This is a genomic window from Synechococcus sp. HK05 (assembly GCF_019104765.1).
GTDB lineage: Bacteria > Cyanobacteriota > Cyanobacteriia > PCC-6307 > Cyanobiaceae > Vulcanococcus.
Genome location: NZ_JAHRXJ010000004.1, coordinates 314908 through 328947 on the forward strand (window position 1 = coordinate 314908; position 14040 = coordinate 328947).

Below are 14040 nucleotides of genomic sequence, written 5' to 3' on the forward strand. Positions count from 1 at the left end.
CACCTTCCGCTCAGCCGATGGCCGACCCCAGCGACGCACCCCGTCACGAAACTGCAACCGACGAGAACCCGGCCGCTGATGCCAGTCAGGCCGGCAGTTTCGGGGCCGTGTTTCTCACCACCTTCACCACGGTGTTCCTGGCGGAGCTGGGCGACAAAACCCAGTTGGCGGCGCTGCTGCTCTCCGCCGAATCCGGGCGGCCCGTGCTGGTGTTTGTGGGCGCCTCACTGGCGCTGATCAGCTCCAGCCTGGTGGGGGTGCTGCTGGGCCGTTGGCTCTCGCGAGTGCTGCCGCCGCAGCAGCTGGAGCGCCTGGCCGGAATTCTGATGATCGGCCTGGGGCTGTGGCTCGGCCGTCAGGCCGCGATGAGCATGTTCCCCCTCTCCTGAACGTTTGCTGCAATCCCCCAGAAGCACCTGAGCCATGCAATTACCCCTCCTCGCTTCCACCTTCGCCACCGTGTTCCTTGCGGAGCTGGGCGACAAAACCCAGCTGGCCATCGTGACCATCAGCGGCACATCCAGCCGCAGCGGAGCCGTGTTTGCCGGCAGTTCGGCGGCACTGGTGCTGGCCAGCCTGCTTGGCGCCGGGGCAGGGGGCTCCCTCTCGGCAGTGATCCCGCCCGATGCCCTCCAACTCGCCGCCTCAGTGGGATTCCTGGTGATCGGCAGCCGCCTGCTGTTGAAGGCCGGCAGCGAACCCGAGCCCAACGGTTGACCGCGCTCTAGATTGAAAAGGTTCGTGCAGTTCCGGGGGCGTTGGCCGTCTCCAGAACCAGGCACCCAGATCGTCGGGGCGTTACGGCCACCGATGCACCCTGAAGATCATGAAATTCACGGTCGCCGACCTGATCGACCAGCTGCCCGCCCAGGAGCAGTGCAGCCTCAGCTCCCTGGAAAAGGCCCTGGGGCTCAGCAGCAATGCCGATCAGGCACAACTGCGCATTGCCCTCACCGCCTTGGTGCGCGTTGGCGTGCTCGAGGAAACCGACGCGGGCATCAGCCGCATCGACGATGAAGGCCTGATCGAAGCCCGCCTCCGCTGCAGCAGTAAAGGCTTCTGTTTCGCCCTGCGGGATGACGGCGGGGAGGACATCTACATCCGCGACAACCAGCTCAACCACGCCTGGAATGGCGACCGCGTCCTGGTGCGCATCACCCGCGAGGGGGGCCGGCGCCGCTCTCCTGAAGGAGGGGTGCAATGCATCCTCGAGCGGAGCACCACGAGCCTGCTGGCCCAGGTGGAACAGCAGAACGAACGCTTGCTGGCGGTGCCCCTCGACGATCGGCTGCTCGCCAGCATCGAACTGCCCGCCAGCGACAGCCAATACCTCACCCCGGCCGATGAAGCCGTGGTGGAGGTGAAGGTCGACCGGTACCCGGTGGGGCAATTGCCCTCCCAGGGTCACGTGGCCCGCAGCCTGCCGGTGAATGCCGGGCCGGAAGCCGATCTCGATCTGCTGATCACCAAACACGGGCTGCGCGAGCAAACGGCCGCACCGAAAGCCACGCTCAAGAGCCTCGAGGCCAAGGATCGCGACGACCTCACGGCCCTGCCCACCCTGCTGCTGCAGCCGTGGAGCAGCGCTGAAGCACCGATCCTGCCGGCGGTGTCGCTGGAGAGCACCGAAAGCGGCCAGCGGCTGTGGGTGCATGCACCAGCGGTGGCAGAACGCCTGGGCTTCGCCAGCGCCCTCGACCTGCACCTGCGCGAGCAGGCGGAAGCCCTCTGCCTCGGCAGCACCTGGCTGCCGCTGCTTACCTCTGCACTCACCAAGGCAGCCACCTTCAAACCCGGCAGCAGCGAAGCCGCACTGTCTGTCGTGCTCGAGCTCAACGCGGAAGGCCAGCTGGAGCATTACCGCTTCTGCCGCAGCACCATCAAGGTGGATGGCCTGGTGGATGCCAAGGCGCTGCAAGCCCTGGCCGAACGCAAACCCAAGGCCCGCACAACCCCGGCAGCCCTGAAAGCCCTTAAGGATCAGCTGCCGCTGCTGGAGGAGCTGATTGCCCTGGCCCAGCAGCTGCGTCAGCAGCGCCTGGCCAGCGGTTCGATCGATCTCGATTTAGCGATGCCCTCGATCGACGATCTGGGCGATCTGGCCATTCCCGAACCGGATGAGAGCCGCCAGGGCTGGTTGGTGCAGCTGGATCCAGCCACCGAACCCTCAGGCCTGCTGCGGGAGCTGGTGCTCCCCGCCCATCGGGCCCTTGGACGCCACCTGGCCGCTCTCGAGCTGCCGGCCATCTTCGCGGTGAATCCCGCTCCCGACGCCGAGGCCCTCAACGATGTGGCCAAGGCGGCCCTGGCCCTGGAAATCCCCCTGGAGCTCTCGGCCGATGGCAACGCCACCGCCCAGGAGCTGGCCCAGGCCTTTGCCGGCAGCGATCGCTGCCGCGTGCTGCAGCAACAGCTGCGCGAACCGCTCAAGCCGGTGACCTTCAGCACTGAGGCCGGTGCCAATGCCCTGGCGGGTGAAGCCGTGGCCCTGGCCCCCTGGTGCTGCCCTGGCCTGCACTACGCCGACCTCTGGAACCAGCACGTGCTCAGCCTGCTGCTGAGCGAAGGGAAAGACCGGCCCTCAGTGCGCCACAAGACCCGCGTCGACATCGCCGGCGACAGCAGCCATGGCCTGATCGACTGGCCGCTGATGCCCCCCAGCCAGATCCAACCGCTGGAGGAGGGCCGCAGCACAGCCCTGCTGCATCGCTTGAATGGCCGCTGCCGCTTCGCCGCTGACCTGCAGGCCGATGCCCTGGCCATGGCCCAGGCACGCCAGGCCGAACCGCTGGTGGGCCAAACACTCACCGGCGTGATCAGTGGCGTGCAGAGCTACGGCTTCTTCGTGGAAGTGCCCCCCTCTCAGGTGGAGGGCCTGGTGCATGTGAGCTCCCTGAAGGACGACTGGTACGAATACCGCTCGCGCCAGAACCGCCTGGTGGGCCGCAAGAACCGCCGCACCTACATGCTCGGCGACGCCGTGGAGGTGACCATCCAGAAGGTGGATGTGTTGCGTCACCAGATCGATCTGGCGGTGGTGTTGCCCGAGGGCTACGAGGAATACGTGCCCGATGGCGATGGCGATCACGGCGCTGACAACGGCGACGCCGGCGAGGAGTGAACGCTTGAGCCAGCCTCAGGGGCATGATCCGGTTGTGCTGGCCGTCTCCGGTGCGAGCGCCCAGCCCCTGGCCGAGCGCGCCCTGCAGTTGTTGCTGCAGGCCGAGGAGCGCGTGGAGCTGGTGGTGAGTCGCGGCGCCATCGGGGTATGGCAAGCGGAGCTGGGCGTGCGGGTGCCCAGCGAGCCCGACGCCCAGGAGCGCTTCTGGCGGGAGCGCACCGGCTGCAAGAGCGGTTCCCTGCGCTGCCACCGCTGGAACGATCAGGCCACAGGCATCGCCAGCGGCAGCTACCGCACCCGCGGCATGGTGATCCTGCCCTGTTCGATGGGTGCGGTGGGCCGCATCGCGTCCGGTGTGGCCACCGATCTGCTCGAGCGCTGCGCCGATGTGCACCTCAAGGAAGGGCGCCCCCTGGTGATCTGCCCGCGGGAAACCCCCTGGAACCTGGTGCACCTGCGCAACCTCACGGCCTTGGCCGAGGCTGGTGCCCGCATCGCGCCCCCTGTTCCGGCCTGGTACCACCAGCCCACGAGCATCGAGGAGATGGTGGACTTTCTCGTGATCCGGGTGTTCGATTGCCTCGGCTATGACCTGGGCAACTTGCAGCGCTGGAGCGGCCCAATCCAGACCTGAGCCCTGCCCCCCGTGCCTGTGCTGCAACGCCTGCTGCTGGTTCCACTGCTCTCGCCCCTGCTGGCGGTGCTGTTGGTGGCGGCCGTCAACCCCAGACCAGGGGTGAGCGTGCGGCTCCTCACCTGGAGCTCGCCCACCTGGCCCCTTGGCGGCTGGCTAGCCGCCGCTGCCGGTCTGGGGGCGGCCATGAGCGCTGGCGGCACGGCCCTCGCGCTGCAAGGTCAGGGTGCAGCTGTGGCCCCTCGACGCCAGGTGCGCCGCCGCAGCGATGAACAAGACGACGGGTGGGAGGAACCGCGCAGCGAATCATCCCGTTCCAACGGGACCGCCGCCGAATCCACGCAGCGACCCTTCGCCTGGGCAGGCCCGGCCCGCAGCGCCGGCGAGCCGGCTCCAACGGTGTCAGTTCCATTCCGGGTGATCCGCAAGGGATCGTCCCCGGCCGTCAGCACAACGCCCGCCACCAGCCCAGTACCGCCGCAGGCTTCAGCCAGCACAGACGACTACAGCGACTGGAACACGGCGGTCAGCGAGGACTGGTGATCCCTAAAGTTCGCCTGCGTCTTCCCCGAGGCCTGCAACGGTGACTGATTCCGCCAAGCCAGCCCCCGCCAAGCCGGCCAAACCCCCGGCACCGGAGGACAAGCCCTTCGCCGACTTTGTGCCCAACCTGTTGATCCCCGCCATTGCCAAGGAGATCGAGGCCTACGGCGGTCCCGCCTGTGAGCTGCGCTTTGAGCAAGGGGCGATGCCGGTGGTGGGCAGCTCCTGCTGGATGGTGGTGGGCGAACTGCCCCAGGGCCGCCGCTTCTGGCTGTGCTTCACCGATGAGGCGATCAGCTCCGCCAAAACCATTGCCGTGGCTGAAGCCGGCGCGGAGCCCAGCCTGCTGGAGTCGTTCCTGATCGACGAGAAAAAGATGACCCTGGCGCTGCTGGTGTCGCGCCTGGTGCAGCGCCTGAACGGCCAGAAGTGGCTGGGAGCCAACTAAAGAGCACAGTCGAAACACGGTTCCAGCTGGTGAAGCTGAGCCTCGGCACCAGCACAGGTCCCCCTACGATGGAGCTTCCGTCCGTAGACCCATCCCGATGGTGCCTCCAGCCGTTGCCACGCCCGATACCGCAACAGCCATCGGCACACCCGACGCGCCGGCCACCAAAGACCCGGTGAAGGACACGATCCTCACCCCGCGCTTCTACACCACGGATTTCGAGGCCATGGCGGCCATGGACCTCAGCCCCAACGAGGCTGAGCTGGAAGCCATCTGCGAAGAGTTCCGCAAGGACTACAACCGCCATCACTTCGTTCGCAACGAAGAATTTGAAGGGGCCGCCGACAAGCTCGATCCCGAGACCCGCCGCGTGTTCGTGGAGTTTCTCGAGCAGAGCTGCACCTCCGAGTTTTCCGGCTTCCTCCTCTACAAGGAGCTGAGCCGCCGCATCAAAGAGAAGAACCCGCTGCTGGCTGAGTGCTTTGCGCACATGGCCCGTGATGAGGCCCGCCACGCTGGCTTCCTCAACAAGGCGATGAGCGATTTCGGCCTGCAGCTCGATCTCGGCTTCCTCACCGCCAGCAAGGCCTACACCTACTTCAAGCCTGAATACATCTTCTACGCCACCTACCTGAGCGAGAAGATCGGCTATTGGCGCTACATCGCCATCTTCCGCCACCTCGAGAAGAACCCTGACAGCAAGATCTTCCCGATCTTCAACTTCTTCGAAAACTGGTGCCAGGACGAGAACCGCCATGGCGACTTCTTCGATGCCCTGATGAAGGCCCAGCCCAAGAGCGTCACCGGCCTGAAGGCACGCCTGTGGTGCCGCTTCTTCCTGCTGGCGGTGTTCGCCACCATGTATGTGCGCGACGTAGCCCGCAAGGAGTTCTATGAAGCCCTTGGCCTCGATGCCCGCGAGTACGACAAGTACGTGATCGCCAAAACCAACGAAACCTCTGCCCGGGTCTTCCCGGTGGTGCTCAACGTGGATCACCCCAAGTTCTACGAGCGCCTCGAGCAACTGGTGCGCAACAACGCTCAGCTGGCCGCCGCCGACGAGAGCGGTGCGATTGCACCGCTGAAGCTGCTGCGCAAGCTGCCCTACTGGGTGGCGAACGCCGCTGAGATGGCCAAGCTCTTCCTGATGAGCCCGATCCGCAGCGAGCAGTACCAGCCCGCCGTGCGCTGATCGCCTCAGCAGCACCTCTGCCTCGAGAGGCCTCAGCCCCTGCGGCTGGGGCCTTTTTGCTAGGAAATCAACAGCTTCAAGCCCGGTAGGGCTCCACCCTCACCACCCGCGCCCGCGTGATCGCCACAGCACCGCCCACCACTGGCGTCCTCGACAGCCACTGGAGTCCAGCTCTTGAGGATCTCCTGGCCTGCGGCCGCTCCGCCGGTGCCGATCTGGTGGAGGTGTTCCTCGAGCGCACCGACCACCTGGGCGTGCTGGCCGAGCAAGACACGATCACCAGCGTGACCCCCGCCTTCGGCATGGGCGCTGGGATCCGGGTGTTCCTGGGCCATCGCGACGGCTTCGTGAGCACCAACGACCTCAGCCCCGCCGGCTTGCGTCGGGCTCTCGAACAGGCGCTCGGCATGCTCGGCCTGGCCCCGAGCAGCAATGGCCGCAGCGGCTTTGAAGGGCTGCCTGGCCTGCGCGATTTCGGCGCCAGCAAAGGCGACTGGCTGCAGCGGTGCCCCCAGATCCAGGAGGCCACGGCGCGGCTCCTGGAGGGCACCGATCAGCTGCAACGCCAAGGCAAGCACTTGCAGGCCCGCCGCGGCAGCTACGCCCGCGACTGGCAGGAAGTGCTGATCGCAGCCAGCGATGGCACCTTCGGCCGCGACATCCGCCTGCACCAATCGGTGGGGCTGAATGTGCTCGCCGCTGATGGGGAACACCGTGCGGGCGTAGGCCGCCGCTACGGCACCTCGGACCAACCCGATGATCTGCGCCGCTGGGATGCCACCGCCTCCGCCGCTGAGGTGTGCGGCAGCGCCGGCACGATGCTCTACGCCGACTACGTGGAAGCCGGCCAGATGCCGGCGGTGCTCGCCAACCGCTTCGGCGGTGTGATCTTCCACGAGGCCTGCGGCCACCTGCTGGAAACCACCCAGGTGGAGCGCGGCACCACCCCCTTCGCCGAGCGGGTGGGTGAGGTGATTGCCCACGAGGCCGTGACCGCCATCGATGAAGGCCTCACCGGCGGGGCCTTTGGCTCCCTGTCCATGGACGACGAGGGCATGGAAGCCCAGCGCACCGTGTTGATTCAAAACGGCGTGCTGCAGCGCTTCATCAGCGACCGCGCCGGCGAACTTCGCACCGGCCATGCCCGCACAGGAAGCGGCCGCCGCCAGAGCCACACCTTTGCGGCCGCCAGTCGCATGCGCAACACCTACATCGATGCAGGCCCCCACACGCCCGAGCAGCTGATCGCATCAGTGGATCAGGGGCTGTACTGCAAATCCATGGGCGGCGGCAGCGTCGGCCCCACCGGTCAGTTCAACTTCGCCGTGGAGGAGGGCTACCTGATCGAGAACGGTCAGCTCACCAAGCCGGTGAAGGGCGCCACCCTCATCGGCGAAGCCAAGGAGGTGATGCCGCGCATCTCGATGTGCGCCAACGACCTCGAGCTGGCCGCTGGCTTCTGCGGCTCAGTGAGCGGCAGCATTTTTGTCACCGTGGGCCAACCCCACATCAAGGTGGATTCGATCACCGTGGGAGGCCGTTGAGCATGAGCACCACCAACAGCACTGGCGCCGCCACTGGCCTCAACGCCGAACAACTGCGCAGCAGCCTGGCCAGCATCGCCGCCGCCAATGGCATCCGCCGCTGGGATCTCGGCGCCGCCTGCTCCACCGACATCTCCGTACAGGTGGATCGCGGCGAACCCAAACAGATGAAGGGCGCCCAGCGCAGCTCCATCACCGTGCGCGTGTGGAACGACGCCGGCCTGGTGGGCGTGACCAGCACCTCCGATCTCAGTGAAGCCGGCCTGGAGCGGGCCCTCACCGGCGCCAAGGAAGCCAGCGCCTTCGGCAACGCCGACGACATCCCCGCCTTCTCGCCCCTGGCCACCGCGCCGCTCGCAAGCCTCGATCAACCGATCCATGCCCCAAAGGGCATCCTGAGCCTGCTCGACACGCTCAAAGGAGCTGAGCAGGAACTGCTGGCGCGCCACGACGCCATTGCCACCGTTCCCTACAACGGCCTGGCTGAGCGCAGCAGCGAGCGGATCTATCTCAACAGCGACGGCGCCTGCCGCCAGCAACAGCTCAGCACCGCCAGCCTCTACCTCTACGCCCGCGCCGAGGAAGCCGGCCGCAAACCACGCAGCGCCGGAGCCGTGCGCCTGGCCTACGGCTCCGCCGACCTCGATGTGGCCGGTTGCATCAACGAGGCGGCCGAGCGCACGATCAGCCACCTCAACTACGCCCCGATCGAAACCGGCCGCTACACCTGCGTGTTCAGCCCCGAGGCGTTCCTCGATCTGATTGGCGCCTTCAGCGGCCTGTTCAATGCCCGCGCCGTGCTCGATGGGGTGAGCCTCAGCAACCGCGACTCCATCGGCGAAACCCTCGCGGTTCCCTTCCTCGACATCCACGACAACGGCCTGCACCCCGGCAACATCGGCGCCTCGGCGTTCGATGGCGAAGGCACTCCCACCAAGCGTCTGGCGCTGCTGGAGGGCGGCGTGCTCCGCAACTTCCTCCACTCCGAAGCCACAGCTCGCGCCTTTGGCGTAAGCCCCACCGGCCACGCCGGCATGGGCGCCAAGGTGTCGGTGGGTCCGGACTGGTTTGAAGTGAGCGCTACCCCCGGCAGCGGCGGTGGCCAATCAGGCCTGGATCGTTTCAAGGCCGGCGAGCCGATTGTGTGGATCGATTCGCTTTCAGCGCTGCATGCCGGTGTGAAGGCCAGCCAGGGCTCGTTCTCATTGCCCTTCGATGGTTGGTTGATCCAGGGCGGTGAACCCCGCTCGATCGAGGCCGCCACCGTGGCGGGCGACATCCGCCAGGTGCTCAAAGCGATCGTGGGCTTTGAGGGCGAGGCCAAGATCACCCCCGATGGGCTCTGCCCGATGGTGTGGGTGGAGGGCCTGTCGATCACCGGCGAGGCCTGAGTCCACTGTGAAGGTCCTGTTCTGGGGCACCCCGGCCTACGCCGTGGCCAGCCTGGATGCCCTGGTGGCCGCGGGCCATCAGCTGGTGGGGGTGGTGAGCCAACCCGACCGGCGCCGCGGCCGCGGCAAAGCACTGATGCCGTCGCCAGTGAAGGCTCGGGCGCTTGAGCTGGGAATTCCCGTGTTCACACCCGAGCGGATCCGGCGTGAACCCGAATGCCAACAGCAACTCGCCGATCTCGGGGCGGACATCTACGTGGTGGTGGCCTTCGGCCAGATCCTGCCCCCGGAGATCCTGCAGCAGCCGCCCCTGGGCTGCTGGAACGGCCATGGATCCCTGTTGCCCCGTTGGCGTGGCGCCGGCCCAATCCAATGGAGCCTGATCGAAGGCGACAGCACCACCGGCGTGGGCGTGATGGCCATGGAAGAGGGGCTCGACACCGGGCCGGTGCTGCTTGAGCGGGCCATCCGGATCGGCCTGCGCGAGAACGCCCATCAGCTCGCTGAACGGCTCGCAGCGCTCACCGGCACCTTGCTGGTGGAAGCGCTGCCGCTGATTGAGGCGGCCGGCCCAGGCCCTGAACCCGAGCGGCTCCACAAGCTCGGAGTGCGGCTGCAGAGCGACGAGGGCATGACCTACGCGCGCATGCTCACCAAGGAGGATGCCCAGATCGATTGGCATCAATCGGCCTTGCAGATTCACCGCAAGGTGATGGGGCTCTATCCCGGCGCCACCAGCAGCTGGCAAGGCAAGCGGCTGAAAGTGCTAGCCACCGAGCCCCTGGTGAAGCGCCTGGCGGCTGAGCTGAGCCCGGAAGCTGCCGAGCTCGCGGCACGTTGGGGGCTGCCCCCCGATGGCAACGCTGCTGCAGGTGCCGTGGAACCCGGCACGGTGTTGGACGTGGTGGCGGGCGTGGGCTTGGTGGTGGCCAGCAGCGGCTGCCCGCTGCTGCTGCGGGAAGCCCAGCTGGAGGGCAAGGCGGCCGCCAGCGGCACCCAGCTGCTGCAACAGCTGCAGGCCAGACCTGGCGATCAGCTTGGGGATGCCGCGGCCTGATCCGGCTCAGGCCATCAGCAGTTGATAGGCGTCGTTGACGCGGCGGAATGCGTCGGCCTCTCCGCCCATGTCGGGATGGTGCTGCTTCACCAAACGGCGATGGGCTTTCTTGATCGCCTCGCGCGAGGCACCCCAGGCCAGCCCCAGCTGCCGGTACGCCGCTGCCCGGCGCGGATCGCTGCCGGGGGGCGGCCCAGGGGTGTCCTCGTTCGCACTGTGTTCCTGGCGAGAACCAGCGCCGGCACCGCGTGAGCGGCTTCGCTGCTCCAGCCGCTGGCACTGCTGGCGTAGCTCGGCCACCACGCGGCGTGGCTCATCCGCCAACCATTCCCGGGCGCTGACGCCATACACGGCAAAGGCCGCCCGCAGCGCCTGCTGCTGCTTGCTGTTGAGGCCATGCAGGGCCTGTTCCAGATCACGCCCCAGCCCAGGTGCCAAACGATCGAGCCGCTGCTCGAGGCTCAGCTGCGGCAGAAAGCTGGAGCGATTCAGGTGGGCAATCAGGCCCGTCAGCCCATGGCCTTCATCCCCGGCCCGCAGCTGCGTCCAGCCCGGTTGCTGCGTGAGCTGGCGGGCCCAGTGCAACGCCTCAGAGTGACTCAGCCACTGGGGTTTGGCGGTGGCGGCACGCGGTTCACGCTCCAGCCGCTCATAGCGATCGAGCAAGCGGCGTAGGCGCAGCACCTCCTGCTTGAGCGCTGCGTTCTCCTCAAGCAGGGCATCGAGATTGCCGGTGATCGGCCGGGACGAGCGCCCGCCAGACGGCCAATCCCGTGGATCAAACCCCATGGACTCCCGCCGTCAGCCTCAACGCTGCCGGGGGCGGGACGCTGGAGCACGGCCGCGTCCTGCCGCGCCACCACCGCCGCCGCCACCGCCCGGACCGCCACGGCGACCACCACCACCGCCGCCACGGCCGCGGCCACCGCTGAGATCCAGCGGCGGAGCTGAGTGGATGGTGCGTTCAAACCCCGGCACCTCCTGCTTCGGAAGAGGGTTGCCGATCAGCCGCTCAATGGCGCGCAGCAGCTCATGCTCTTCCGCCGCCACCAGCGACACGGCATGGCCATTGCAGCCAGCGCGGCCGGTACGGCCGATGCGGTGCACATAGTCCTCCGCCTGGTTGGGCAGATCCAGATTCACCACGTGGGGAAGCTGGTGAATGTCGATGCCGCGGGCGGCGATATCGGTGGCCACCAACACCCGCAGCTCACCGCTCTTGAAGCCGGCAAGGGCCCGGGTGCGAGCACCCTGGCTCTTGTTGCCATGGATTGCCGCGGCCGCCATACCTTCCTGGGTGAGGCGATCGGCAATGCGGTTCGCGCCGTGCTTGGTGCGGGAGAACACCAGCACCTGCTGCCAGTCGTTGCTCTTGATCAGATGGCAGAGCAGATCGGGTTTGCGCGCCATGTCGCAGGGATGGAGCAGATGCTCCACCGTGGTGGCGGTGCGATTTTCTGGCGTGGCCTGCAGCTGCACGGGGTTGTGCAGCAAACCGGTGGCCAGCTTTTTGATCGAGGCCTCGAAGGTGGCCGAGAACAGCAGGTTCTGCCGCTTCGCCGGCAACAGCGCCAGGATTTTCTGGATGTCGCGGATGAAGCCCATGTCGAGCATCCGATCGGCTTCATCCAGCACCAGGATTTCCACCCGGTTGAGCTTCACGGCGTTCTGCTGCGCCAGATCCATCAAGCGGCCGGGGGTGGCCACCAGCACATCAGCGCCGCCGCGCAAGCGCATCATCTGCGGGTTGATCTTCACGCCGCCGAACACCACATCGGAGCGCAGATCGAGGTGGCGGGAATAGGCCGCCACGTTTTCGCCCACCTGGGCCGCCAACTCACGGGTGGGGGTGAGCACCAGCGCCCGCACCACGTTGTTGCGGGCGTGGGGGCCGTGGCGCAACCGCTCCAGCATCGGCAGGGTGAAGCCCGCGGTTTTGCCGGTGCCCGTTTGCGCGGCCGCCATCACATCGCGGCCATCGAGCACCGCCGGGATGCACTGGGCCTGAATCGGCGAGGGGTTCGTGTAGCCCTTCTCCAGCACCGCCTGCACAATCGGCCGGCCCAGGCCGAGGGCAGCGAAGGGCGAGCTGCTGAGCTCCTCTTCCGTCACGATGCGGGCCGATCCAGAGGAGGTTGCAGGGCCCGTCGGGCTGATGCGCCGGATGGGCTGCCGCGAAGGGCGCCCTGTGCGCTGCTCCTGTCCCGGAGCTGGGTGGGTGAAGGAGGAGATAAGGGAACGACGCTTGGAACCTCACCCTACGGGCGTGGCCGCATCGGCAATTCCGTGTACAGGGCGCGGGCCTGAGCCAGGGTGAGTGCCAGATCCTGATCACTGAGATCACAGGCTTCCGGCCAGTGGGCCTCCAGCCAGCGGCGGAAGCCAGCAGCGTCGTCCCAGAAGAACGCCTCCTGTGCCGCGAGCACCCGGAACTTGAGGAACTCCAACAGCCGTGCGCGCAGACGCGCCGGCTGAATCAGCCGGCAGCGGCGCCCATTCACCCACAGCTGAAACTGTTCACCGGGCACGAGTGCTCCTAGCGGCGGGGCCAGCACTTCCAGCAGGGCAGCCGGCTGGTGATGGGCCTTCTTGGTTTCCGGGTGGGGGTAATAGATCAGGCCATCCACCGCAGCGAGGCGCCCATCCAAGGGCTGCAGCCGGCAGCGCCAGAAGGAGAAGGTTTCCGGGGGATGGCGATCGCTCCAGAGCAGCTGCTCCACCTGGTGATCGGGCTGGCGCAGACGCCATTCGCCGGGGCTGAAATCGAGATTGAGTGTGCTCTGCTGATACGGGCTGAGGTCGATGCCGTGGCGCGCAAACAGGGGGGCCTGCAGGCTGATGGTGCCGGCGGGGTAGGGGCTATCTGCCGCGCGACCTGACGCCACACCATGACCGGCCACACAACGGCCGATGTGCACTGCATTGAAGTCGGTGGCCGCGGTGCTCTCCGCCATCACGACTCCGCTGCGGCTGTGGTGTCTTGAACAGAGGTGTGATGCGCGCAGCGATCGCAGGGCCCCTCCGGCAGCACTGCGCAGCGCAGCAGAGGGCTGCGCGCGTTGTAAGAGCAACTGGGATCACCAATCACCCAACGGCCCTGCCACCAGCGGGCATCGGCAGGCTGCTTCTGCGCCTTCACCTGCAAGGCGATGCAGCTGAGCTCGTAGCGACCACTGCGCAGCTGGTAGCGGTGGTGACGCTGCAACACCAGAAAACTGCGGTCGTCGACCACCAACCAGCGGCCGGGCTGGGGGATGTCGTCAAGGTCGAGGCGTTCAAGCAAGCGGTTGCTGCCGGCCTGACGCAGTTCCACGTGCATGCCGTTCAGGGGGTGAGTTCGCTGGGATCAGGGCTGGGGAAGCGGCTGGAGAAGCCCCAGAGGAAAAGCATCCCCACCAGGGCCAGCAACACCCATTCCGGGGGAACCAGGTTCGGAGCCGCGAGGCGAATCAGCAGTCGCACCCCCACCAGGCCCACCGCCAGGTAGCCCGCCGTTTCGAGATGACGAAACACGCTGAGCCAGCGGATGAACAGCGCGGAGGTGAGCCGCAAGGCCACCACGCCAATCACCCCACCCGCCATCACCAGCAGCAGGTTGTCGCTCACCGCCACCGCCGCGGCCACGCTGTCGAGGGAGAAGGCGAGATCGGTGAGAGCAAGGGTGCCCACCACCGCCAGCAAGCCGCGGTCGTGGTGGGGGGAACCCGGTTCAGGAGCGTGATCGGGCTCCGCGTCCGCAGCCGCCTCCCCAGAGGGCAACAGGTTGCTGATGCAAAGCCAGAGCAGATAAGCCGAAGCCAGCAGCTGCAGCGGCCAGAAATCGAGCACCCAGCGCGCCACAGCAATCAACAACAGCCGGAACACCAGCGCCAACCCCAGCCCAAGATTCAGGGCTTGGCCCTGTTGGCGGGGATCGCGCAACTGCCGGGAGATCGCGGCCAGTGCAATGGCGTTATCGGCCGAGAGCACCGCCTCCAAGGCCACCAGCAGCGGCAGCAGCAGCAGCAGTTCACCCCACTGATCCGCGGCCTGAATCAAAGGTGAAAGGGAAGGAATCGACTCCGCTTCCATCGCGCCGTGCAGAGGATTCCTGAAGTAGGCAGTGTAGAA

Annotated in this window: 15 protein-coding genes; 10 read left to right on the forward strand and 5 right to left on the reverse strand. The window is 67.0% G+C overall.

Annotation, left to right across the window (positions count from 1 at the left end; all coding sequences use genetic code 11):
* Positions 1-17: 17 nt before the first annotated feature.
* The 10 genes from KUL97_RS05000 to fmt all read left to right on the forward strand — a co-directional run bounded on the left by KUL97_RS05000 (position 18) and on the right by fmt (position 9930).
* Complete coding sequence (locus KUL97_RS05000) at positions 18-389, forward strand: TMEM165/GDT1 family protein (protein WP_254896190.1); 372 nt, start codon at positions 18-20, stop codon at positions 387-389.
* Positions 390-423: 34 nt separating this feature from the next.
* The gene (locus KUL97_RS05005) at positions 424-717 is read left to right on the forward strand and encodes a TMEM165/GDT1 family protein (RefSeq protein ID WP_217795855.1); all 294 of its coding nucleotides are present in this window, start codon (positions 424-426) and stop codon (positions 715-717) included.
* Between the two features lie 109 nt (positions 718-826).
* The gene (locus tag KUL97_RS05010; RefSeq protein WP_217795856.1) at positions 827-3121 is read left to right on the forward strand and encodes an RNB domain-containing ribonuclease; all 2295 of its coding nucleotides are present in this window, start codon (positions 827-829) and stop codon (positions 3119-3121) included.
* A gap of 4 nt (positions 3122-3125) precedes the next feature.
* Entirely contained in the window at positions 3126-3755 is a 630-nt protein-coding gene (locus KUL97_RS05015) for a flavin prenyltransferase UbiX (RefSeq protein WP_217795857.1), read from the forward strand.
* Between the two features lie 12 nt (positions 3756-3767).
* Positions 3768-4298: a hypothetical protein gene (locus KUL97_RS05020; RefSeq protein WP_217795858.1), complete on the forward strand. Its 531-nt coding sequence runs from the start codon at positions 3768-3770 to the stop codon at positions 4296-4298.
* A 40-nt stretch (positions 4299-4338) separates the two neighbouring features.
* Positions 4339-4746, forward strand: coding sequence for a DUF2996 domain-containing protein (locus KUL97_RS05025; protein WP_217795859.1), 408 nt, complete (start codon positions 4339-4341; stop codon positions 4744-4746).
* 97 nt (positions 4747-4843) lie between these two features.
* Entirely contained in the window at positions 4844-5938 is a 1095-nt protein-coding gene (gene acsF, locus KUL97_RS05030) for a magnesium-protoporphyrin IX monomethyl ester (oxidative) cyclase (protein ID WP_217795860.1), read from the forward strand.
* 116 nt (positions 5939-6054) lie between these two features.
* Positions 6055-7482 (forward strand): TldD/PmbA family protein, encoded by a 1428-nt coding sequence (locus KUL97_RS05035; RefSeq protein WP_217795861.1) that lies wholly within the window; start codon positions 6055-6057, stop codon positions 7480-7482.
* A 2-nt stretch (positions 7483-7484) separates the two neighbouring features.
* The gene (locus KUL97_RS05040) at positions 7485-8873 is read left to right on the forward strand and encodes a TldD/PmbA family protein (protein ID WP_217795862.1); all 1389 of its coding nucleotides are present in this window, start codon (positions 7485-7487) and stop codon (positions 8871-8873) included.
* A gap of 7 nt (positions 8874-8880) precedes the next feature.
* Positions 8881-9930, forward strand: coding sequence for a methionyl-tRNA formyltransferase (fmt, locus tag KUL97_RS05045; RefSeq protein WP_217795863.1), 1050 nt, complete (start codon positions 8881-8883; stop codon positions 9928-9930).
* Positions 9931-9936: 6 nt separating this feature from the next.
* On the opposite strand, the gene KUL97_RS05050 is transcribed toward fmt, so the two are convergent.
* From KUL97_RS05050 to KUL97_RS05070, 5 genes are all read right to left on the reverse strand, one after another.
* Positions 9937-10719, reverse strand: coding sequence for a J domain-containing protein (locus KUL97_RS05050; protein ID WP_217795864.1), 783 nt, complete (start codon positions 10717-10719; stop codon positions 9937-9939).
* A gap of 18 nt (positions 10720-10737) precedes the next feature.
* Complete coding sequence (locus KUL97_RS05055) at positions 10738-12042, reverse strand: DEAD/DEAH box helicase (RefSeq protein WP_217795865.1); 1305 nt, start codon at positions 12040-12042, stop codon at positions 10738-10740.
* Between the two features lie 146 nt (positions 12043-12188).
* Complete coding sequence (locus KUL97_RS05060) at positions 12189-12884, reverse strand: hypothetical protein (protein ID WP_217795866.1); 696 nt, start codon at positions 12882-12884, stop codon at positions 12189-12191.
* Positions 12884-13249, reverse strand: coding sequence for a DUF6464 family protein (locus KUL97_RS05065; protein WP_217795867.1), 366 nt, complete (start codon positions 13247-13249; stop codon positions 12884-12886). Before KUL97_RS05065 ends, KUL97_RS05060 begins: the two co-directional genes overlap by 1 nt.
* A 5-nt stretch (positions 13250-13254) precedes the next feature.
* Positions 13255-14001, reverse strand: coding sequence for a DUF475 domain-containing protein (locus KUL97_RS05070; RefSeq protein ID WP_217796047.1), 747 nt, complete (start codon positions 13999-14001; stop codon positions 13255-13257).
* Positions 14002-14040: the final 39 nt, after the last annotated feature.